Raw genomic sequence first — 22,608 nt, 5'->3', positions numbered from 1 at the left:
GCTACTCGTCCCCCGGCCCCTCCACGAGCTCGCCGACGAGCCGGTCGACCTGCTGCCGGCTCAGGTGCGCGCCCATCGTGGCGTACTGCTGATACTCCTGTTCGTCGAGGGCGTCGTGGACGGCGGCCGCCTCGATCGGGCCGTCGACGGCGTCGATCCAGGCGGGTACGAAACCGGCCTGTGCCCCCAGTGAATCCACCGCGCCCATGAGGACCGCCCCGTCGGTGGGCCGGCCCGCGGACGCCAGCACCGCCGCCGTCGAATGCACCATCACCAGCCACGAGACGACGTCGTCGGCGTCCTCGAGGTCGGCGCGCAGCACCCGCATGGTCGCCAGCGCGCCGTCGACGTCACCGGAGTCGGCGGCCGCTTTCATCAGCCCCCACGTCGACGACGTCACCGCCCACCGGTTGCCGCTGCGCTCCCCCACCGCGATCGCGGCGCGTAGTTCTTCCCGCGCCGACTCCGCGTCCCCGGACGTGCGCAGCAGGATGCCCAGGACCGTGCGGGCCTCCGCCTCCACCCAGAGCGCGTCGTGGTCGGCGGCTACCTGCACGGCGTGCCGGGCCAGGTCGATCGCCGGCCCCATCCGCCCCTGCATCGCCGCGAAGTGTGCGCGCCACGCCTCGTCCCGGGCCACCTCCCCGACCTCGCCGATCGACGACCACAACTGCACCGCACGCCGGACGGCCTTCTCCGCGGCCGGGGCGTCCCCGGTCAGGTACGTCAGCGACGACAGCCCGTCGAGGGCGCGGGCCATCGACCGCGGATCCGGCGGACGCCAGTCCGCGGCGACCATGTCGAGGGCGGTCCGCACGAACTTCAGGCCCTCCCCGACGTTCCCGGTCCGGTACCAGTACCACGACAGCCGGCCCGCCAGTTCCAGCGCGTAGTGGGCGTCACCGACCGCGAACGCCGACTCGAACGCCGCCCGATGTTCGGCCTGGTCGCCGGCGAGCAGCGTGAACGCCTGCCCGACGCGGGCACTGCGCAACGACTCCTCGACACCGGCGACCCGGCCCAGGACGTAGGCGCGGTGCGCGGCCCGGACCGCGACCGACTCGGCGTCGTCGGCCTGGGCGCGCGCGAACCGGCGGATCGTGGACAGCATCCGGTAGCGGGTAGGTGTCGACCCCGGCACCACGCGCAGCAGACCGCGCCGCACGAGCGACGTCAACACCACCGACACCCGTTCCGGTATCCCGATCACGCAGACCGCGGTCGCCCCGGTCAGGTCGAACGATCCCGCGAACACCGCGGTCCGGCGCAGCAGCCGCGACTCCTGCCGCGTCAGCCCGCGGTACACCCAGTCGGCGACGTCCCACGTCCGGCCCCGCGGCCCGACGGTCTCGGTCTCCTTCCCGTACAGGTGGGTGAAATGTTTCGCCAGCCCGACGGCGATCGACTTCTCGCCCCCCGAACGTAGTTGCGCCGCAGCCAGTTCGATCCCCAGCGGATAGCCGCCGACCTCCCGGCAGATCGCCGCGACCGCCTTGCGGTTCCGCGACGTCGGCGTCCACGCGGCGTCCGCGCCGACGGCCCGTTCCGCGAACAGTGCGGCGGCGGCCTCCTCCGGCATCGGTTCGACCTCGAACACCGCCTCCCCCGCGACCGCGAGCGGCGCCGCGCCGGTGACGATCACCCGTACGCCGGGACAGCGGGCGACGATCGCGCGCGCCACGTCGGCGGTGTAGTCGGCGACATGGTCGCAGTTGTCGAGGACGAGGACACATTCGCGTGGTTCCATCACCTCGGCCAGGTGCGTCGCCGACCCGATGCCCGGCAGCGTCAGCAGGGTCGCGACCGTCGACGGGATCAGCGCCCCGTCGCCCACCTTCGTCAGGTCGACGATCCACGGGCCGTCCGGCATCTCCAGCCGCCGGCACACCTCGACGGCCAGCCGTGTCTTCCCGACCCCCTCCGGACCGACGAGGGTCACCAGCCGGTGCTCGTCGAACAGCCCCAGCACCGACGAGATCGCCCGATCGTCGTCGATCAGCCGAGTCGTCGGCATCAGCAGATTCGATCCGCGGATCGTCGCCGGCGGTGACGGCCGGGCGGCCTCGAGATACACGCTGTCCTTCGACGCGACGGCCACCTCGAGCCGTCGCATCCCCGGCCCGAGTTCGGAGCCGAGCCGGTCGTCGAACATGACGCGGCAGCGCCGGACCGCGGCCCGCGCCTGCGCCGCCTGACCCGACCGGTGCAGCCCGAGCACCAGCAGCTCCCACGCCCGCTCCTCGAGCGGATGATCGGCCACCAGTGCCTCCGCCGACGTCGCCGCCGCCGGCTCCCCCGCCTCGAACTGCGCCCGGGTCAGCGCGAGCCGCGCCTCGAACCGCAGCGCGGTCAGCCGTTCCACCTCCGCCTCGAGGTACGCCGACTCCGCGAACATCGACGCCTCGACACCGGAGAAGGCGGGGCCGCGCCACAGCCGCAGACCCTCCCGGTACGCCTCGGCAGCCGCGTCCGGGGTGTGCTCCCGCAGCGCGCCGCCGCGGGTCACCTCGTCGGCGAACCGGGTCGCATCGACCGCGTCCCGGGGCACGTCCAGCCGATACCGGGTGTCGTCGCGCACCAGCACACCGGCGTCACCGTCCCGGTCGCCCGGGGCCAACCGGTCCGCGAGGACGTCCAGTGTCCGATCGAGGCCGTCGCCGTGCAACTGGCCCCGCAACCGTTCGATGTCCACCGAATTCGGGTACGCCACCAGCAGTGCGGCCAGCACCGCCCGCTGCTGCTCGTCGAGCACGACCGGCCGTGCACCGACCGATGCCGTGACGGGTCCCAGGACCGCGAACTCGATTCCGTCCGCCACTGCGCACCCCTTCCCGACTCGCCTGCGCTATCTGTCCGCGACGTCCACCATGTCGTGCCCGGCCACGTCGGCCACGAGGACCCGGACGTGGTCGTCGACGGATCCGAGGGTGTGCTCGATCGCGGTCAGCCTCGACACGTAATGTCCCACAACGTATTCAGCGGTCATCCCGATTCCCCCGTGCATCTGGATCGCCTCCTGGCCGATCTGCCGCGCCGATCGGCCGACCGTCAGCTTCGCGCGGGACGCCACCACGGGGTCGGCGACACCGTCGGCGAGCGACATCGTCGCGTACAGGCTCATGCTGCGGGCCAGTTCGAGGGCGACGTACATGTCGGCGGCGCGATGCGTCAACGCCTGGAAACTCGACAGCGGAACCCCGAACTGCTTACGGGTGCGCAGATATTCGACGGTCGACCGCAGCGTCTCCTCCATCGCGCCGACGGCCTCGGCGCACAGCGCGGCGTGCGCGTACACGTGCGCGGCCAGGATCGAGTCGGTCGCGTCCGCCCCGGACTCCTCCCCGAGCGACTCCGCGGGGGCGTCACCGAATTCGATCTGGGCGGCCCGGAGCCCGTCGTGGGTGCGGTACGGGCGCCGGGTCACCCCGGCCGCGTCGGCGTCCACCAGGAACAGTCCGACACCGCCGTCCGGCAGGGCCGCCGACACCACGAGCACACCGGCGCAGTCACCGTGCGGCACCGGATTCTTGACACCGGTCACCGTCCACGAGTCCCCGTGCGGGACAGCCTTGGTCGACACATCGTTCGACGGCCACCGCATACCCGGTTCGGTGTGCGCGAACGCGAGCAGCAGTTCACCGCCGGTCACGGCCGGCAGGATCCGGCGCCGTTGGGCGGCGCTGCCGGAGTCGGCGACCAGCCGACCCGGGACGAGGACGCAGTCGAGCAGCGGTTCCGGGGCCAGTCGCCGACCCAGCTCGGTCATCACGGCACCGACCTCGATCGGACCGGCGTCGGATCCACCGTCCTCGTCGGTGAATCCGAGTCCCAGCAGGCCGGTGTCGGCGAGCCGGCGCCACACGTCGTCGCTCCAGCCGCGCGGAGTCGCCTTCACCGCCGCGAGCGCCGTCGCATCACCGTAGCTGCGGGCCAACAGTTCTCTCGTGGTGTCCCGCAACAACTTCTGCTCGTCGTCCAGTTCGAAGTCCATTTCCCCCGCCTCACAGACCCAGAATCGAGGACGCGATGATGCCGCGCTGAACCTCGCTCGACCCACTGTAGATCGACACCTTGCGATAGTTCAGGTAAGTGGGTGCGGCGCGTTGCGCCCACAGAGGGCTCGCGACGTCGTCGCCCGCGTCGAACGGCAACGAATCCGGTCCGGCCACGTCCACCATCAGCTCGGTCACGTCCTGCTGCAACTGCGAGCCGCACAACTTGAGCAGCGACGACGCCGGATCCGGTTTGCTGTGGGCCGACCCCGCCACCACCCGCATCTGCGTGAGTTCGAGCGCCAGCAACTCGTTCTCGAGTTCGGCGATCCGCGCCGCGAACAGCGGGTCGTCGAGCAGGGTGCCCGACCCCGAACGGATCTGCGCGGCATACGCCTTCGCGCGGGCCAGCCGCACCTTCGACCGGCCCACCCCGGTGACACCGGTGCGTTCGTTGCCGAGCAGGAACTTCGCGTACCCCCAGCCGGCGTTCTCCTCCCCGACGAGATTCTCGGCGGGCACCCGGACCCCGTCGAGGAACACCTCGTTGACCTCGTACCCGCCGTCGATCAGCCGGATCGGGCGCACCGTCACCCCGGGCGACGTCAGGTCGATCAGCAGGAACGAGATACCGGCCTGCTTCTTCGGTGCGTCCGGGTTCGTGCGGACCAGGCAGAAGATCCAGTCCGCGTGCTGCGCGAGCGTCGTCCACGTCTTCTGCCCGTCGACGACGTAGTGGTCGCCGTCGCGGACCGCCCGGGTCTGCAGAGACGCCAGATCCGACCCGGACCCGGGCTCGGAGAATCCCTGACACCACCAGATGTCGAGGTTCGCGGTCGCCGGCAGGAACCGGGCCTGCTGCTCCGCGGACCCGAATGCCGCGATCACCGGACCCACCATGTCGGCGTTGAACGCCAGCGGCTCCGGCACCGACGCCAACTGCATCTCGTCGCGCCAGAGGTGCCGCTGCACCGCCGACCAGTCCCGCCCGCCCCAACGCGTCGGCCAGTGCGGCACCGCGAGCCCGGCCGCGTTGAGGATGCGCTGCGTCGCGACGAGGTCGTCCCGGCCCACCGGCGCCCCGGACGCCACCTTCTCCCGGATCTCGGCCGGGATCTCGGTGCGGAAGAAGGCCCGCATCTCGTCCCGGAAGGCGCGCTGCTCGGCGGTCAGAGACAGGTTCATCGACGACGTCCTCCACACGGAAACGGATCGGCCGGGGCCTCGAAGCGAACGCTACTCCGTTCCCACGTCGGGAACTGCGCCTTTGCGCCGCCTAGCGTGTCTCGAGCACCAGCAGGTAGCCGCCGCCGCCCGCGTCGATGCGGGTGGACAGGTCGAGGTCCGGGGCCAGCCGGGAGAGCCTGTCGAGCAGCCACTCCCCGGCGGCGACGGCATCCGACTCGCCGGGGCAGCGGGCGACGGCGACCCGGCCGCCCTTGCGGCTCAACTGTTCGACGACGCCGACGATCGGCGCCGGATCCACCACGAACAGCTCGTCCGACCACGGGACGACGGGTTTGATCGCGCCCTTCTTGGTGTTGCAGGCCCGGTGCGCGAGACGCTCCTGCACGGCCTTGCCCTTGGTCTTCTTCGCGGTACCGATCGCGTCGACGCTCGGACCGCGCGGATCGTTCACCGACATGTCCGGGTCGACGGGCTCGTCACACAGCCAGCAGCGCCAGCCGTCGCGGTCACCGATGTCCTTCAGGTTGCTCACGCGAGAACGGTACCGTCGCGGTCGCGCCGCGACGGTACCGTCTCCCCACTGCCCGCTCTACATGCCGGAGATGGCCTCGAGCGGCTCGGTCCGCGCGGCCCGGGCCGCCGGCCACAGCGCCGCGAGCACACCGACGACACCGGAGCCGATCAGCATCGCGGCCACCTGACCCCACGGGACCGCGACACGGTCGAGGCCCTGGTCGGCGAGGGTCCGCACGAATCCCCAGCCGAACACCACCCCGAGCAGCACCCCGACGAGGGCCCCGAACACCGCGATGAGCACCGACTCGAGGTAGATCGTGCGACGGACCTGGGCGCGCTGCATGCCCACGGCGCGCAGCATGCCGATCACGCGGCGGCGTTCGACGACCGACAGCGCCAGGGTGTTGACGATGCCGAGGATCGCGATGACGACGGCGAGCGCCAGCAGCCCGTACAGCACCGCCAGCAGCGAATCGATCTGCTGCGCCTGCGTGCCCTTGAACTGTTCCCGGTCCTGGACCTGGACCACGACGAACGGGTCGGTCGCGGTGGCCAGGGCGGCGGCCGTCCGCGCCTGGTCGGCGCCCGGGGCGGTCTTGATCAGCACCGCCCACTCGGCGCGCTGGTTCGCCGGCGTCACCTCCTGGTACACCTCGTTCGACACCACCCACGGGCCGAGCAGCTGGTTGTCGGCGAAGATGCCGGTCACGGTGGTGGTGACCTGCTCCCCGTCCCGGTCGGTCAGCGTCACCGGGGTGCCGAGGCTCCAGCCGCGGTCCGTGGCCTCGGTCTGCGAGACGATCATGTCGCGGCCGGTGACCACCGCCGACCCCTCCGTCATCGTGTACGCGAGGACCCCGTCGGGGGATCCGCTCATCGCCGACCCGAACGCGTCCTCGTCACCGATCTTCACGGCGACACCGTGCAGCGAGACCGCGTCGACGACCCCGTCGACACGGGCCGCCGCCCCGGCGGCACCGGCCGGGACCCCGATCCCCTGCGGCCCGGTGAGCACGAAATCCGCCTCGATGCCCGTGTCGACGAGCGCGTTGGTGCTCTCCTTCGCGGACGCCCCGAACACACCGATCACCGACACCAGCATCAGGCCGAGGGTGAGCGCGAACGCGGTCGCGGCGGTGCGCTTGGGGTTGCGGACCGCGTTGGTGCGGGCCAGGCGACCGACCGACCCGAACGGAGTGGTGAACACCGCGCCGAGCGCCCCGACGACCGGCCGGGACAGTGCCGGTGCGGCGAGCAGCACCGCGAGCACCAGGGCCAGCGCCCCCACCCCGACGATCGCAGCCGCACCGCCGCCGGTGGACTGCGCGCCGGCGACGAGGGCGACCACACCGAGGACCGCGGCGATCGCCCCGATCAGGGTGCGCACCCGCAGCGTGTCACCGGTGGACGCGAACTCCTCGCGCATCGCGGCGACCGGCGGCACCTTCGCGGCCCGGCGGGCCGGCGCGTACGCGCTGATCACGGTGACGATCACACCGAGGACCAGAGCGACGACGACGGTGCGCGGCGCCACCTGCAGCGGCCCCTCCGGAAGACCCAGGTCGAACGCGTTGAGCAGTCCCCGCAGGCCGTACGCGAGACCGACACCGGCCGCGAGTCCGAGCGCGCTGCCGATCACGCCGATGACGAGGGCCTCGAACACCACCGACCGGCCGACCTGGCCGCGTCCGGCGCCGATCGCGCGCAGCAGCGCGAGTTCCTTGAGCCGCTGCGCCACGATCATCGAGAACGTGTTGTAGATGATGAACGTGCCGACCAGCAGCGCGATCGCGCCGAACGCCAGCAGGAAGTAGTTGACGAAACTCAGTGCCTGCGCGATGCCGTCCTTGGTCTCCTCCCGGACCTGGTCACCGGTCTGCACCTTGGTATCGGGCAGGGCGGCGGCGACCCGGTCGCGCAGCTCGTCCTGCGACACCCCGGCGGTGGCGGCGACGTCGACGTAGCCGACGTGGCTGCCGTCGGTGAACAACTGCCGGGCCTGCTCGTCGGTGAACAGTGCCCCGACGAAACCACCGGTATCGGTGTCCGTGGAGTACAGCCCCGACACGGTCACGTCGTTCCACCCGGACATCGTCAGCACCCGCGTCCGGTCACCGACCGCGAGGCCCGCGCGGGTCGCGGCGGACTCGTTGAGCGCGATCTGTCCGGGCGCTTCAGGCGGGGCGCCCGCCACGAACGGCGTCTGCTCGCCGAGTTGCTGCGCGGGCGGCAGATACGACGACCCGATACTCGGGGCGCCGCCGTTCTGCATCGGCTTGCCGGCCGAGTTCAGGACGACGATCTGCCCGCTGACGGCGGGCGCGACGGCGCGGACTCCGTCGACCGCGGCGATCGTGTCGATGTCCGCGATCGGGACACCGCTCGACCCCTGCTCGACGGGGCCGACCCGGACGTCGACGCCCTGGGCGGTGCCCTCGAAGATGCCGTCGAACGTCTTCTGCAGGGTGTCGGTGAACACGAACGAGCCCGCGACGAACGCGGTACCGAGCACCACAGACAACACGGTCAGGACGAGCCGCACCTTGTGGGCGGCAAGATTACGCAGAGACACCTTGCGCATCGGAGATCCCTTGCGCAGGGGAGAGGAGGTCACGGCCATGACGTCAGACCGTCTCGAGGTTCTTCATGCGATCGAGCACCGAGTCCGCGGTCGGATCGCGGAGCTCGTCGACGATCCGGCCGTCCGCCAGGAACACGACCCGGTCGGCGAAACTCGCGGCCCGCGGATCGTGCGTGACGATCACGACGGTCTGCTCGAACTCGTCGACCGCGGCCCGCAGGATCGACAGCACCTCCCCCGACGAATGCGAGTCCAGGTTGCCGGTCGGCTCGTCGCCGAAGACGATCTCCGGTCGGCCCGCGAGGGCCCGCGCGCACGCGACCCGCTGCTGCTGACCACCCGACAGCTCACCGGGACGGTGATCGAGCCGGTCGCGCAGACCCAGCCGGTCCACGACCGTGCCGAGCCACTGCTCGTCGACCTTGCGGCCGGCGATGTCGAGCGGCAGCGTGATGTTCTCCAGCGCGGTCAGCGTCGGCACCAGGTTGAACGCCTGGAACACGAACCCGATCCGGTCCCGGCGCAGCTGCGTCATCGCCTTGTCCGACAGCGTCGTCAGGTCGGTGTCGCCGATCAGCACCGAACCCGAGCTGGCCGCGTCGAGGCCCGCAAGGCAGTGCATGAGCGTCGACTTACCGGAGCCGGACGGCCCCATGATCGCGGTGAACTCGCCGCGCGCGAACTCCGCGGACACCCCTGCCAGGGCGTGGACCCGGGTGTCGCCGGTGCCGTAGACCTTCGTCAGATCGACCGCACGCGCGGCCACCCGGGTTTCCGTGGACATCTCGGTTTCGGTTGACATGCCCACCATCCTGGCGTGGATCGGTGACACCGCGCCATCGGGGACAACCCTGATCTTGTCCCCGATGCGCCCCCACCTGTGTCAACCGTGGGCGAACGGCGGCGTCAATCGTGGGCGAACGCCCGGGCGATCTCCCGTTCCAGATCGAGATACGGCTCACCGGAGACGTCGACGGTGACCTTCGCGATCGTTCCACCGCGGAACCGGAACGGCGCCGAGTACCGCCGCGACACGCTCCGACGTGGATCCCGGCCCACCCGGATGCCCTCACCCACCCCCGAGAACATCGCCGGCTGGATCCGCACCCCCGCGAGCGACCCCACCGCCCGGTCGTCGACGTGCAGCGTGACCGTCCCGACCGGGGTGAACCCGTCGTCGGCGACGCCACCTCGGTCGAACCGCACTCCCAGCACCCGGGCGTCCGCAGCGACCGGCTCCGACGCGACCACGACCTGCTCGTCCTCGCCGAGGAAGTTGTAGACGTACGTCAGACGGCCGTCCCGGACGAACAGCGTGTGCCCACCGAGGCGGGCGCCGTGCGCGAACAGCACCCCCTCGACGGCGCCGTCGGCCCCGAGCCGCACCTCCGCGAGGATCGAATACGACCGGCCCCGCATCTCGAGTGCCGCGCCCGGGCCCACCTCCGCCGCATCCGGGTAGTACACGAACGACGTCCGCTGCCCCGTCAGATACGGCCGGTACCGCAGGAACGCCGACAGCATGTCGAGGTCGTTGAGCGGCAGGCCGCCGTACCGGTCAGCTTCCGCGAACCACAACGCCGTCATCTCGTCGAGCAGGTCGGGCCGGGCGGCGGCGAGATCGTGGCACTGACTGCGATCGTTCTCCAGGTGGAACAGCTCCCAGCGGTCGTCGTCGAAGTGCGACCAGTTCGACGGCGCCGCGGCGTGCACGGTGTTCGCGAACCAGCCGGCGTGCCAGATCCCGCGGGTCCCGAGCATCGAATAGAACTGGGTGGTCTTGCCGGTCGCCGCATCCGGATCGGACAGCATCGCCCGGAAGCTGGTGCCCTCGAGCGGGCGCTGCGGGACACCCCGGACGGTGATCGGCGGGTCGACTCCCAGCAGTTCGTACACCGTGGGGGTGACATCACAGACGTTGACGTAGTGGTCGCGGGTCTCGCCGCGCGCCGCGATCCCGTCCGGCCACGAGATCAGGCACGGGTCCGCGATCCCGCCCTCGTGCGACGCGTACCGCTTGAACAGCTTGTACGGCGTGTTGAACGCCATCGCCCAGCCGAGGCAGTAATGGTTGTAGGTGTCCGGGCTGCCGAGGTCGTCGATCCGCGCGATCCCGTCCTCGATCCGGTCGGTGTAGCCGTTGAAGAACTTGTACTCGTTGACCGAGCCGGTGGGCCCGCCCTCCCCGCTGGCCCCGTTGTCCGACAGCACCACGACGATCGTGTTGTCCAGCTGCCCGGACTCCTCCAGGTAGTCCAGCAGCCGGCCGATCTGCGCGTCGGTGTAGCTCACGAATCCCGCGAACACCTCCGCCATCCGGCTGAACAGCCGCTGCTCGTCGGCGGCGAGCTCGTCCCACGGCCGGACGGTGTCGAGGGCCGGCCACGGCGCGCCGTCGGCGCTCACCTCGTCGACGTACGGATTCATCGGGGACAGTTCGGTGTCCGCGGGCACCAGCCCGAGCCGCTTCTGGTTCTCCAGGACGATCTCGCGGTACCGCTCGTAGCCCATGTCGAACATGCCGGTGTATCGGTCCGCCCATTCCTGCGGAACATGGTGCGGCGCATGGCCGCAGCCCGGGCACAGGTAGGTGAACCACGGCTTGTCCGGGGCGATGACCTTCGAGTCCCGGATGAACTCGATCGCTTTGTCCGCCAGGTCCTTCGACAGGTGGTAGCCGTCCTCCGGAGACGCCGGCGGGTCGACGGGATGGTTGTCGTACACCAGGTTGGGATACCACTGGTCGGCCTCGCCGCCGAGGAACCCGTAGAACCTCTCGAACCCCCGCGACAACGGCCAGTTCCGTTTGGTGGCAGCAAGATTCGACTCCTCGAGCGGAGCCAGGTGCCACTTGCCCACCGCGTACGTGTTCCATCCGCGTTCGGAGAGCACCTCCGACAGCAGCGCCGTGTCGGCGGGGATCCGCCCGCTCGCGTTGGCGAACCCGTCGGTGAACTCCTCGATGGTCGCCATCCCCACCGACGTCGGGTTGCGTCCGGTGAGCAGCGACGCCCGCGTCGGCGAACACAGCGCGGTGGTGTGGAACTGGCTCAGCAGGATGCCGCGATCGGCGATCCGCCGCAGGTTCGGCATCTCCACCAGGCCGCCGTACAGGTCCCACGTGCCGATCCCGATGTCGTCCCACACGAGGTACAGGACGTTCGGGGCCCCCTCGGGGGCGCGGGGTTCGGCGAACGGCGCCCAGTCCGGCGTCGAATCCCGGATGTCCGTCGCTACTTTTCCGGCGAATTCCTCAGCCATGGCCGGGCCCTCCCGATGCGGTGGACTTCCATCGTCACACGCATCGGGAGGCCGGCGACATCAATTTCCGGTCACGACCAGCGGGCCTGGCCGCCGTCGAGCGGGATCGTCGCACCCGTCAGGTAGCCGGCGTCGGGGCCGACGAGGAACGCGACCGCATTGCCGATGTCGGTTTCACAGTCACCGATCCGGCGCATCGGGATGCTCGCGACGAACGCCGCCGCCTCCTCCGGGCGGGCCTCGGTCCACTTCTGCAACCCCGGCGACATCGCGTGCGGCGCAACGGCCAGGACCCGGATGTTGTCGACACCCCACTCGCACGCCGCCGTGCGGGTCAGCGACCGCAGCGCCTCCTTCACCGACGCGTAGCCGCCGTAGCCGCTCAGATCCCAGCGCACCGCCGCCGACGACACCATGTTCACGATCGCACCGCCGCCGCGCGCCTTCATGTGCGGGTGGCACGCCTGCATCGCCCGCAACGCCGCGGTCGGACCCGCGGCGTAAGCGCGCTCGAGGTAGTCCGGATCGAGGTCGAGGACCGGCCCCAGCGGGTTGAGGCTGGCGTTGTTGACGAGGATGTCGACGCCACCGAACACCGCCACCGTCGTCTCGACGGCCCGTTCGATGTCGGCGGGAACGGACACGTCCGCGACGATCGGTTCGGCGACACCACCGAACGCGGTGATCGCCTCGACGGTGTCGATCAGCTTCGACTCGGTCCGCCCGGTCACCGCGATCCGCGCACCCTCCTTCGCGAGTGCGAACGCGACGCCCTGACCGACGCCCTGACCGGCGCCCGTGATGAGCGCGACCTTTCCATCCAACTTGCCCATGTGCTCCGTCGTCTCCCACAGCAGTCCGAATATCGCTGCACACCCAATCAGGCGGCCGCGGCGACCACACCTCGTTTCCCGTTGATCGGGATCGTCCCGAAAATCACATTCCGGATCGGACACGGCGCCGCGTCGAAACATGCCCCGCCCACGCCGGACGCCTAGCATCCGTGGACATGACGCACTACCGGTCCCGCCGCACGCTCGCCCTGTCCTCCGTCGCCGCCGCGGCCCTCGCCCTCGCGAGCTGCACGAACTCCGACACGGAACCGACCGCGTCGGCGACGTCGATCACGGTCGAATCGACCGCGTCCGCGGTCGCGCCCGCCCCGCTGGCCGCGACCGCGGACGGCACCCGCACCGACGCCCCCACCGCACAGGAAGGGCAGCGCGGGGACGCGTCCGCCGACGCCGCCCTGACCATCACCGACATGCGCATCGGCCACCACGACGGCTTCGACCGCGTCGTCTACCAGTTCGACGGCACCGGCACCCCCGGCTGGCGCACCGAGGTCGTCGGCACCGTCGTCCAGCAGGGCAGCGGCAACCCGATCGCGGTGGCCGGCCAGGGCATCCTGCAGGTGCTGATCGACGGTTCGGCGATGCCGTTCACGACCGGCGTCGAGCCGTACGCCGGTCCCAACCCGCTCGAGATCGAGAAGCCGGGGATCGTCACCGAGGTCCGTGACGCCGGCGTGTTCGAGGGCACCGCGCAGACCCTGATCGGGCTGACCACCCGGGGCGTGTCCTACCGCGTCTACACCCTCGAGGGTCCGACCCGGCTCGTGGTGGACGTCGCCCGCTGACCGTGGCACAGGCCGGCGGTTGACTTCAAGCTCACTCGAAGTTCTACCGTCGGTGTCGGAGCCCCGCCGTACCGTGGCGGGACCGACGAGAGGGGTGCGCGATGAGCATGGACGTCACCGCGTGGAACGCGATGTACAACGCGATGCACGCCGAACAGGACCGTCGCCCCTTCTCGAAGGCGACGCTGCGCCGGATCGTCGCGTTCGCGCGGCCGCACCGCCGGCACATCACGTGGTATCTGCTGCTCAGTGTCGTCACCGCGGCGCTCGCGGTGGCGACACCGGTCCTCGCCGGCCGGGTCGTCGACGCGATCGTCGCCGGCGACGCCGTCCGGGTGGTGGTACTGACGGCCGCGGCGATCGCGGTCATCGCCCTGCTCGAGGCCGCGCTCGCGGTGGTGACCCGGTGGCTGTCGTCGAGCATCGGCGAGGACCTCATCCTCGACCTGCGCACCACCGTGTTCGACCACGTCCAGCGGATGCCGGTCGCGTTCTTCACCCGCACCCGCACCGGCGCGCTGGTCAGCCGGTTGGGCAACGACGTGATCGGGGCGCAGCGCGCCTTCAGCGACACCCTGTCCGGGGTCGTCGGGAACGTGGTGACGCTCGCGATCACCCTGGTGGTGATGGTCGGCATCTCGTGGCAGATCACGGTCCTGTCGCTGCTGCTGTTGCCGGTGTTCGTGATCCCGGCCCGGCGGATGGGCACCCGGCTGGCCCGGCTCAGCCGGGAGGCCGCCAACCACAACTCGGTGATGAACACCCAGATGACCGAACGGTTCTCGGCGCCCGGCGCGACCCTCGTGAAACTGTTCGGACGGCCGTCGCAGGAGTCCGCGGAGTTCGCGGTCCGCGCCCGCCGGGTCCGCGACATCGGTGTCCGCACCGCGATGCTGCAGTCGGTGTTCGTCACCGCGCTCACCCTCGTGTCGGCCCTCGCCCTCGCCCTCGTCTACGGTCTCGGCGGCTACCTGGCGCTGCGCGGGCAACTCGAGGCCGGCGCCGTGGTGTCCCTCGCCCTGCTGCTCACCCGGCTGTACTCGCCACTCACCGCGCTCGCCAGCGCCCGCGTGGACGTCATGAGTGCACTGGTCAGTTTCGAGCGGGTCTTCGAGATCCTCGACCTCGCCCCGCTGATCGCGCAGAAACCGGACGCGGTCGACGTCCCGGCCGGTCCCGCATCCGTCGAGTTCCGGTCCGTCGACTTCGCCTACCCGTCCCCGGACAAGGTGTCCCTCGCCTCCCTCGAGGAGGTCGCCGGCATCGACACCCGCGGCGGCGACCCCGTCCTGCACGACATCTCCTTCCGCGTCGAACCGGGCCGGATGGTCGCGCTCGTCGGATCGTCCGGCGCCGGGAAATCGACCGTCGCGCAACTGCTCCCACGCCTGTACGACGTCGACTCCGGCGTCGTACTGGTCGGCGGCGTCGACGTCCGCGATCTGACGACCGATTCGCTGCGCGCCACCGTCGGTCTGGTCACCCAGGACGGTCACCTGTTCCACGAGTCGGTGCGCGCCAACCTGATGCTCGCCCGCCCCGACGCCACCGAGACCGACCTGTGGGACGCACTGCGCCGCGCCAACCTGACCGACCTGGTCCGGTCCCTGCCCGACGGCCTCGACACCGTCGTCGGGGAACGCGGCTACCGGCTGTCCGGCGGGGAACGTCAGCGACTGACGATCGCCCGTCTGCTGCTGGCGCAGCCGCGCGTGGTGATCCTCGACGAGGCCACCGCCCACCTCGATTCGACGTCCGAGGCCGCCGTGCAGGACGCGCTGGCCGAGGCGCTGGCCGGACGCACCGCCGTCGTGATCGCGCACCGGCTGTCCACGATTCGCGCCGCGGACGAGATCCTCGTCGTGGAGGCGGGACGCATCGTGGAACGCGGCGACCACGCGACGCTGCTGGCCGCGGGCGGACGCTACGCCGAGCTGTACCGCACCCAGTTCGACACCGGCACCGCACCCCGCCCACTGCTCACCGAGGTGATCGGCTGAGCAGCGGGCCGGCGGGCCGTCAGAAGTAACGGCGGATGTTGTGGATGTCGAAGTCCGACAACGGGGTCAGCCCGATGGGGACGCCGTCACCGTACGCGTTGAACACCATCCCGCCCCCGGCGTAGATGCCGACGTGCCCGGCGTTCTCGTCGGTGTCCATCGTGACGACGTCACCGGGTTGCAGCACCGACAGCGGGACGAGCATGCCGCCGCTGTAGGCGGCCATCTCCTGGCTGGTCCGCGGCAGGCTGATACCGACGGTCCGGAACGCCCACTGCACCAGCCCGGAGCAGTCCCACACGTCGGGACCGTTGCCGCCCCACACGTACCGCTTCCCGATCTGGGTCTGGGCGGCCGCCAGCGCCGCCAGCCCGCGCGGACTCGGAATCGGCAGCGGGATCGCGATGTCCCCGCTGCCGGCGAACAGGCTCGCGCTCCCGGTACTGCCGGAACCTCCGGCCGGTTGTGCCACCGCCGGGGCCGCCACCAGGACGGCGGAACCGGCGACGAGTGCTGCTGCGATCAATCCTCGACGACACGTGTGCGCCACGCTCGAGCCTCTCTGTCGGACTACAAGGGATCCCCCGACCGCAAACCGTGAGGAACACTACCGACCCGAAAACGGTTGCGTCGCAGAATCGAACGCAGAGAACACGAAAGGCGCCGACGGCGTGTGCCGTCGGCGCCTTCCGGAAAGCGGGCCGGGACTCAGTCGCGGGGGCGACGCTTCCCGAACTTGTCGTTCTTGCGCCCGAACTTGCCGCCGGCGCGGTCGTCCCGGCCGCCACGCGCCGACGGGCGTCCCACGGGGGCACCGTCGTCGAGTTGCAACTGGATGAGGACACCCGAGATGCGGGTCGCCCGCAACGCCTCGACGGTCTCGCGCGGCAGGTTCGCCGGCAGCTCCACCAGGCTGTGGTCGGGGCGGATGCTGATGTGCCCGAAGTCGCTGCGACGCAGGCCGCCCTCGTTGGCGATGGCACCGACGATCGCACCCGGCGCCACCTTGTGCCGCTTGCCGACCGCGATCCGGTACGTCGCGAACTCCTGGCCGTCACGGCTGACGCGCGGGCCACTCGGACCGCCCTCGTCGAAACGGCGGGCCGGACGCTCCCGCGGCTCCCGCGGCTCGCGTTCGCGGCGCGGCGGGGCCGGCGGCTCCGGTGCCATCAGGAACGAGTCGCCGTCGAGGGACTGCACCGCGAGGGCCGCGGCGATGTCGGCGAGCGGAATGTCGTGTTCCCGCTCGTAGTCCTCGATGAACTTGCGGAACAGCGTCAGATGCTCGGATTCGAGGGCCGCGGTGATGCCGTCGTTGAACTTCGCGACACGCTGCGCATTGACGTCGTCGACGGACGGCAGCGGGATCTCGGTGAGCGACTGGCGGGTGGCCCGCTCGATCGACTTGAGCAGATGCCGCTCGCGCGGGGCGACGAACAGCAGCGCGTCACCGGTGCGGCCGGCGCGGCCGGTGCGGCCGATGCGGTGCACGTACGACTCGGTGTCGTGCGGGATGTCGTAGTTGACGACGTGCGAGATGCGTTCGACGTCCAGGCCGCGGGCCGCGACGTCGGTGGCGACGAGGATGTCGAGGGCGCCGGACTTGAGCTGGCCGATCGTGCGCTCACGCTGCGCCTGCACGATGTCACCGTTGATGGCGGCGGCCGAGAAGCCGCGGGCCCGCAGCCGCTCGGCGAGATCCTCGGTGGCCTGCTTGGTACGGACGAAGATGATCATCGCCTCGAAGGTCTCGACCTCGAGGAACCGGGTGAGCGCGTCGAGCTTGCGCTGGTGCGCCACCTGCACCCACCGCTGGGTGATGTTCGACGCGGTCTGCGTCTTCGACTTGACCGTGATCTCGATCGGATCGTTCAGGTACTGCTTGGAGATCTTGCGGATCACCGGCGGCATCGTCGCCGAGAACAGCGCGACCTGCTTGCGGTCGGGGGTGTCCGCCAGGATGCGCTCGACGTCGTCCTGGAAACCCATCTTGAGCATCTCGTCGGCCTCGTCGAGGACGAGGTACTCGAGCTGCGACAGGTCGAGGGTGCCCTTCTCCAGGTGGTCGATGACGCGGCCGGGGGTGCCGACGATGATCTGGGCGCCGCGCCGCAGACCCGACAGCTGCACGCCGTACGCCTGACCGCCGTAGATCGGCAGCACGTGCAGACCCGGGATGTGGACGGAGTACTTGCCGAACGCCTCGGCCACCTGCAGCGCCAGCTCACGCGTCGGCGCCAGGACCAGCGCCTGCGGCACCCGCTTGTCGACGTCGAGTCGGGTGAGGATCGGAATCGCGAACGCGGCCGTCTTACCGGTACCGGTCTGCGCGAGACCGACGACGTCGCTGCCGGCGAGCAGCGGCGGGATGGTCGCGGCCTGGATCGGTGAGGGCGACTCGTATCCGACGTCGGAGAGGGCCCTCAGCACACGCTCGTCGATGTCGAGCTCGGCGAAGGTGATGGGATTGGTGTCGGACTGCGGGTCGCGCTCGGTGTCACTCATTTGACCAGTGAGTTTAGTCGATGCGCCGCCCGATGGTTGTAGCCGTCCACCCCGCGGATACACGCGGAATGACCTCCATCACAATATGGGTGTCTCCCGTCACATCCGGAAGGAACCTCGTGTCGACCACCGCGTCCGATTCTGTCGCCGTTGCCACCCCGATCCCCACCCACTGGTACAACATCGTGGCGGACCTTCCGGTCGCTCCCCCGCCGCATCTACATCCGGGCACCCGGGAGCCGGTGCAGGCCGCCGATCTGGAAGCCCTCTTCCCGAGCGCACTCATCGCGCAGGAAGTCGCCACCGACCGGTACATCGAGATCCCCGAACCGATCCGTGAGGCGTACCGGACGTGGCGGCCCGCCCCGCTGATCCGGGCCCGCGAGTTCGAGAAGGCCCTCGGAACGCCCGCCCGCATCTACGTCAAGTACGAGGGTGTGAGCCCGGTCGGCAGCCACAAGACCAACACCGCCGTCGCGCAGGCGTACTACAACGCCGCCGACGGCGTGAAGAAGATCACCACCGAGACCGGCGCCGGTCAGTGGGGCTCCGCGTTGTCGTTCGCGTGCGCCAAGTTCGGTATCGAGCTCGAGGTGTGGCAGGTGCGGGCGTCGTACGAATCCAAGCCGTACCGCCGGCACCTGATGGAGACCTACGGCGGCATCGTGCACCCGAGCCCGTCCGATCTCACCGAGTCGGGCCGCAAGATGCTCGCCGACTTCCCCGACACCCCCGGCTCGCTCGGCATGGCGGTCACCGAGGCCGTCGAGGTCGCCGCGAACGACCCCGACGCCCGCTACGCCCTCGGTAGCGTCCTCAACCACGTCGTCCTGCACCAGACGGTGATCGGACTCGAGGCCGTCGAGCAGCTGCGCGCCGCCGGTGAGGAGAATGCGGATGTCGTGTTCGGGTGCGCCGGTGGCGGCTCCAACCTCGCCGGTCTGGCGTTCCCGTTCATCCGCGAGGTGATCGAGGGCAAGGCGACGACGCGGATCGTGGCCGCCGAACCGGCCGCGTGCCCGTCGATCACGAAGGGCGAGTACCGCTACGACCACGGTGACGTCGCCGGCCTGACGCCGCTGCTGAAGATGCACACGCTCGGCCAGGACTTCGTGCCGGACCCGATCCATGCGGGCGGCCTGCGCTACCACGGCATGGCGCCGCTGCTCAGCCACACCGTCGAACTCGGCTACGTCACCGGCCAGGCCGTCGACCAGCGCGACTCGTTCGACGCCGGTGTGCTGTTCGCCCGCACCCAGGGCATCGTCCCGGCGCCGGAGTCGGCGCACGCGATCGCGGCGGCCGCCGAGTACGCGCGCGGCCTGACCGAACCCGAGGTGCTGGTGATCGGCCTGTCCGGGCACGGCATGCTCGACCTGCCCGCCTATCAGTCGCACATCGACGGCGACCTGGTCTCGACCGGGTAACCGGCACCCGTTCCACCGCTGCTCCTCCCGGGCCGCGACGCCGTGATGCGTCGCGGCCCGCGGCGTATCGTCGGGGATGGAAGTCGGCTCCCGCCGAACGATCCACCCGGAGCACCCGCATGCACTATGCGACGCGCGCGGAAGCCGGTCGCGCGCTGACGGATTCGCTGATCCACCTGAACGATGCGCACCCGATCGTCCTCGGGCTGCCGCGCGGCGGCATCCCGGTCGCGTACGAGATCGCCCGCACCCTGAACGCGCCGCTGGACATCGTCCTGGTCCGCAAACTCGGCCTGCCGACCCAGCCGGAACTCGCGATGGGCGCGATCGGCGAGGGCGACGCGGAAGTCCTCAACGACGACATCGTCCGCCACGGCCGGGTCACCCGGCTCGTCCTCGACACCGTCCGGGCCCGGGAACGCGCCGAACTGGACCGTCGGGCGTCGGCGCTGCGCGGCGACCACCCCCGCACCTCACCGGCCGGGCGGACCGCGATCCTCGTCGACGACGGCATGGCGACGGGCGCGACGGCGGCGGTCGCGTGCCGGGTGGTGCGGGCGGCGGGTGCGGCCCGCGTCGTGGTCGCGGTCCCGGTGGCGTCCCCCGAGGCGACGGCCCGGCTGCGGGTGATCGCGGACGAGGTGGTCTGCCCGTACGTGCCGGCGGACCTCGGTTCCGTCGGCTGCGCGTTCACCGACTTCCACCAACTCGACGACCGGGAGGTCACCGACCTGCTCGACCGCTTCCACCACCGGAGCATGTGACCGGCGCAACATTCGATGCTCCGGCAGCGATACACGTGTCGGACGCCCCACACCTACCCGGGAGGACCCGTGACCGTATCGGAACAGCAGATCCGATCCGTCGTCGACGCGTGCCGGACGCGACTCGGCGACCCGTCCGGATGGGTGCCGCCCGACGCGTACCGCCGCAGCCTGGCGCTGTGCATCATCGAGTCGGTGCAGGCCGCCGGAACCCGGCTCGCGGACGCCGGGACCGTGGTGGACCGCTACCTCGCGTACCGGCGCGCACACGACACCGGACCGGTGACCGACGGCGCCCGCACCCTGCTGCGCACGTTCGAGGAGGCAGGCAGCGCCGACCAGTGGGCCGGCAAGGTCGGCAACTACCGGCGCCGGTACACCGAATCCGCGCCGCCGTTGCGGGCCGGTGAGATCCAGCGCACCGCCGAACGCCTCCACGGCCTGCGCATCGACTCGGTGCCCGACCTCACGGAGGCGATGGCGCGGCCCCCTCTCGCGGACACCGTGCGCGCGGCGTGGGACGAGTCGAGCGGAACGTGCGACGACACCACCTGGCAGCATCTGCTGCTGCTCGCCGGCGTCCCGGACGCCGCCGATCCCGCGACGACGGCGGTCACGGAGTTCGTCCGGACCGCGACCGAGGACGATCCGTCGGTGTCCGAGTCCACCGATGCGCTCGTCGCGGCGGCCGGACGTCTCGGCGTCTCCCCCGCGGCGCTCGAGCACGCCGTCCGCCGGTGGCACTGCACCCGTGAGGACCACGTCGTGTCCGTCGCGTGACCGGCCGACGCCGCTACCTGCAGAAAATTAGCATCACTCACGGTTACACTTATTTCCGCAGGTAGACGCCGGAATGCGCCAAAACGGGCGGCAAGCCGGATGCAATGCCCTCTCGAATGTGATGCAATGCACATTCCAGCAGTCACTTAGCGGAGGGGTCACAGTGCGCGAGTATTCGGTTCCACAGTCGTTCACCATTCCGGAGGACGCGTCCATGGCGGACACCGTGTTCCGGTACGAAGCGGAGTGCCCGAACCTCGTGCCCTTCGCGAAGCTCGACGGCGGCCGCTGGGTCGACGTCACCGCGGCACAGTTCGCGGCCGAGGTGAAGGCCGCCGCCAAGGGGCTCATGGCGTCCGGCATCGAACTCGGCGACCGCGTCGCGATCCTGTCGGCCACCCGCTACGACTGGGTCGTCCTCGACTACGCGATCTGGACGGCCGGAGGCTGCACCGTCGCGATCTACGAGACGTCGTCGGCCGACCAGGCGCGGTGGATCCTCGAGGATTCGGCGACGTCGCTGCTCGTCGTCGAGAACTCGACCCACGCCGAGCGTGTCAAGGACGTCGCCGAGGCCGCACCCGCACTGCGCGAGGTCCTGCGGATCGACGCGGGCGCACTCGACGAGCTCGCCACCCGTGGCGCCGGCATCAGCGACGACGCCCTGCACGAGCGCCGCCGGCAGGTGTGCGCCTCGTCGCCGGCCACCCTGATCTACACGTCCGGCACCACCGGGCGCCCCAAGGGCGTGCAGCTCACCCACTCCAACTTCTACGCCGAGTCGGCCGCGGTACAGATCGCGCTCGGCGACGCGATGGAGGAGGGCAAGCGCACCCTGATGTTCCTGCCGCTCGCGCACGTGTTCGCCCGCGCCATCTCGTTCGGTGCGTTCGACGCGAAGGTGACCGTCGCGCACACCGCCGACCTGACCACACTCCTCGACCAGTTCGCGGTGTTCCAGCCGAACTTCATCCTGTCGGTGCCGCGCGTGTTCGAGAAGGTGTACAACTCGGCCAAACAGAAGGCCGAGGACGGCGGCAAGGGCAAGATCTTCGCGGCGGCCGCCGACACCGCGATCGCGTGGAGCGAGGCCCAGGACACCGGCGGCGCCGGCCTCGGACTGCGCCTCAAGCACGCCCTGTTCGACAAACTCGTCTACGCCAAGCTGCGGACCGCACTCGGCGGGCAGTGCGACCGCGCCGTCTCCGGTGGCGCCGCCCTCGGCGCCCGCCTCGGCCACTTCTTCCGCGGCGTCGGCGTCCCGGTGTACGAGGGCTACGGGCTCACCGAGACCAGCGCCGCCGTCACCGTCAACACCACCGGCCACCAGAAGGTCGGCACCGTCGGCAAGCCCGTCAACGGGCATGCCGCGAAGATCGCCGAGGACGGCGAACTGCTCGTCCGCGGCCCCGTCGTGTTCGACGGCTACTGGCACAACGCGCAGGCCACGGCCGATTCCATCCGGGACGGCTGGTTCCACACCGGCGACCTCGGCTCGATCGACACCGAGGGCTACGTCTCCATCACCGGCCGCAAGAAGGAGATCATCGTGACCGCCGGCGGCAAGAACGTCGCCCCCGCGGTCCTCGAGGACGCCCTGCGCGCGCACCCGCTGATCAGCCAGTGCCTCGTCGTCGGGGACGCGAAACCGTTCATCGGCGCGCTCATCACCCTCGACCCGGAGGCGCTGCCGGGTTGGAAGGAACGCAACGGTGTTCCCGCCGACGCCTCCGTCGCGGACCTGATCCGCCACCCCGACCTGGTCGCGGAGATCGACGCCGCCGTGTCCGAGGGCAACAAGAAGGTGTCCAACCCCGAGCAGATCAAGAAGTACCGGATCCTCGACGTGGACTTCACCGTCGAGACCGGTGAACTGACCCCGACGCTCAAGCTCAAGCGCAACATCATCCACACGCAGCACGCCGAGGCCATCGCGCGGATCTACACGTAGAACC

At 70.6% G+C, this 22,608-nt stretch carries 16 protein-coding genes; 6 read left to right on the top strand and 10 right to left on the bottom strand.

What is annotated here, in order from left to right:
* Position 1: 1 nt before the first annotated feature.
* The 8 genes from E0497_RS13725 to E0497_RS13690 form a co-directional block, all read right to left on the bottom strand.
* The gene (locus tag E0497_RS13725) at positions 2-2,818 is read right to left on the bottom strand and encodes an ATP-binding protein (protein WP_137725361.1); all 2,817 of its coding nucleotides are present in this window, start codon (positions 2,816-2,818) and stop codon (positions 2-4) included.
* Between the two features lie 27 nt (positions 2,819-2,845).
* Positions 2,846-3,991, bottom strand: coding sequence for an acyl-CoA dehydrogenase family protein (locus E0497_RS13720; RefSeq protein WP_137725360.1), 1,146 nt, complete (start codon positions 3,989-3,991; stop codon positions 2,846-2,848).
* Between the two features lie 10 nt (positions 3,992-4,001).
* Positions 4,002-5,177, bottom strand: coding sequence for an acyl-CoA dehydrogenase family protein (locus tag E0497_RS13715; RefSeq protein WP_137725359.1), 1,176 nt, complete (start codon positions 5,175-5,177; stop codon positions 4,002-4,004).
* 91 nt (positions 5,178-5,268) lie between these two features.
* Positions 5,269-5,637: a hypothetical protein gene (locus E0497_RS13710; protein ID WP_421958347.1), complete on the bottom strand. Its 369-nt coding sequence runs from the start codon at positions 5,635-5,637 to the stop codon at positions 5,269-5,271.
* Positions 5,638-5,769: 132 nt separating this feature from the next.
* Entirely contained in the window at positions 5,770-8,316 is a 2,547-nt protein-coding gene (locus E0497_RS13705; RefSeq protein WP_137725357.1) for an ABC transporter permease, read from the bottom strand.
* Between the two features lie 4 nt (positions 8,317-8,320).
* On the bottom strand, positions 8,321-9,061 hold the full coding sequence (locus E0497_RS13700) for an ABC transporter ATP-binding protein (protein WP_170312975.1): 741 nt from the start codon (positions 9,059-9,061) through the stop codon (positions 8,321-8,323).
* A 122-nt stretch (positions 9,062-9,183) separates the two neighbouring features.
* On the bottom strand, positions 9,184-11,538 hold the full coding sequence (locus E0497_RS13695; protein WP_137725355.1) for an arylsulfatase: 2,355 nt from the start codon (positions 11,536-11,538) through the stop codon (positions 9,184-9,186).
* A gap of 71 nt (positions 11,539-11,609) precedes the next feature.
* Positions 11,610-12,371 carry an SDR family NAD(P)-dependent oxidoreductase gene (locus E0497_RS13690; RefSeq protein ID WP_137725354.1) on the bottom strand — a complete coding sequence of 254 codons (762 nt, stop codon included), beginning with the start codon at positions 12,369-12,371 and terminating at the stop codon, positions 11,610-11,612.
* Between the two features lie 176 nt (positions 12,372-12,547).
* Between E0497_RS13690 and E0497_RS13685 the strand changes: the two genes are divergently transcribed.
* Both E0497_RS13685 and E0497_RS13680 read left to right on the top strand, forming a co-directional pair.
* A complete protein-coding gene (locus E0497_RS13685; RefSeq protein ID WP_137725353.1) occupies positions 12,548-13,177 on the top strand; it encodes an AMIN-like domain-containing (lipo)protein in 630 nt (209 codons plus the stop codon).
* Positions 13,178-13,278: 101 nt separating this feature from the next.
* Positions 13,279-15,177 carry an ABC transporter ATP-binding protein gene (locus tag E0497_RS13680; protein WP_137725352.1) on the top strand — a complete coding sequence of 633 codons (1,899 nt, stop codon included), beginning with the start codon at positions 13,279-13,281 and terminating at the stop codon, positions 15,175-15,177.
* Positions 15,178-15,196: 19 nt separating this feature from the next.
* Here E0497_RS13680 and E0497_RS13675 read toward each other — a convergent pair whose 3' ends face one another.
* Both E0497_RS13675 and E0497_RS13670 read right to left on the bottom strand, forming a co-directional pair.
* Positions 15,197-15,703: an NlpC/P60 family protein gene (locus E0497_RS13675; protein ID WP_137725351.1), complete on the bottom strand. Its 507-nt coding sequence runs from the start codon at positions 15,701-15,703 to the stop codon at positions 15,197-15,199.
* Positions 15,704-15,885: 182 nt separating this feature from the next.
* Positions 15,886-17,682, bottom strand: a complete 1,797-nt coding sequence (locus E0497_RS13670) for a DEAD/DEAH box helicase (protein ID WP_137725350.1) — start codon at positions 17,680-17,682, stop codon at positions 15,886-15,888.
* Between the two features lie 83 nt (positions 17,683-17,765).
* On the opposite strand from E0497_RS13670, the gene E0497_RS13665 reads away from it, so the two are divergent.
* From E0497_RS13665 to E0497_RS13650, 4 genes are all read left to right on the top strand, one after another.
* Positions 17,766-19,109, top strand: a complete 1,344-nt coding sequence (locus tag E0497_RS13665) for a TrpB-like pyridoxal phosphate-dependent enzyme (protein WP_421958346.1) — start codon at positions 17,766-17,768, stop codon at positions 19,107-19,109.
* A gap of 119 nt (positions 19,110-19,228) precedes the next feature.
* The gene (locus tag E0497_RS13660) at positions 19,229-19,873 is read left to right on the top strand and encodes a phosphoribosyltransferase (RefSeq protein WP_137725348.1); all 645 of its coding nucleotides are present in this window, start codon (positions 19,229-19,231) and stop codon (positions 19,871-19,873) included.
* 69 nt (positions 19,874-19,942) lie between these two features.
* Complete coding sequence (locus tag E0497_RS13655; RefSeq protein WP_137725347.1) at positions 19,943-20,653, top strand: heme peroxidase; 711 nt, start codon at positions 19,943-19,945, stop codon at positions 20,651-20,653.
* A gap of 163 nt (positions 20,654-20,816) precedes the next feature.
* Entirely contained in the window at positions 20,817-22,604 is a 1,788-nt protein-coding gene (locus E0497_RS13650) for an AMP-dependent synthetase/ligase (RefSeq protein WP_137725346.1), read from the top strand.
* Positions 22,605-22,608 lie beyond the last annotated feature (4 nt).

Source organism: Prescottella subtropica (assembly GCF_005434945.1).
GTDB classification, from domain to species: domain Bacteria; phylum Actinomycetota; class Actinomycetes; order Mycobacteriales; family Mycobacteriaceae; genus Prescottella; species Prescottella subtropica.
The sequence above is the reverse complement of the archived record's forward strand: the minus strand, read 5'-3'. Positions and strand labels throughout refer to the sequence as shown.

Coding starts and splice junctions, on each gene's coding strand:
- E0497_RS13700 (WP_170312975.1), bottom strand. CDS start 9,061: ATGTCCACGGAAACCCGGGTGGCCGCGCGTGCGGTCGATCTGACGAAG.
- E0497_RS13690 (WP_137725354.1), bottom strand. CDS start 12,371: ATGGGCAAGTTGGATGGAAAGGTCGCGCTCATCACGGGCGCCGGTCAG.
- E0497_RS13695 (WP_137725355.1), bottom strand. CDS start 11,538: ATGGCTGAGGAATTCGCCGGAAAAGTAGCGACGGACATCCGGGATTCG.
- E0497_RS13710 (WP_421958347.1), bottom strand. CDS start 5,637: ATGTCGGTGAACGATCCGCGCGGTCCGAGCGTCGACGCGATCGGTACC.
- E0497_RS13705 (WP_137725357.1), bottom strand. CDS start 8,316: ATGGCCGTGACCTCCTCTCCCCTGCGCAAGGGATCTCCGATGCGCAAG.
- E0497_RS13720 (WP_137725360.1), bottom strand. CDS start 3,991: ATGGACTTCGAACTGGACGACGAGCAGAAGTTGTTGCGGGACACCACG.
- E0497_RS13715 (WP_137725359.1), bottom strand. CDS start 5,177: ATGAACCTGTCTCTGACCGCCGAGCAGCGCGCCTTCCGGGACGAGATG.
- E0497_RS13660 (WP_137725348.1), top strand. CDS start 19,229: ATGCACTATGCGACGCGCGCGGAAGCCGGTCGCGCGCTGACGGATTCG.
- E0497_RS13670 (WP_137725350.1), bottom strand. CDS start 17,682: ATGAGTGACACCGAGCGCGACCCGCAGTCCGACACCAATCCCATCACC.
- E0497_RS13680 (WP_137725352.1), top strand. CDS start 13,279: ATGAGCATGGACGTCACCGCGTGGAACGCGATGTACAACGCGATGCAC.
- E0497_RS13685 (WP_137725353.1), top strand. CDS start 12,548: ATGACGCACTACCGGTCCCGCCGCACGCTCGCCCTGTCCTCCGTCGCC.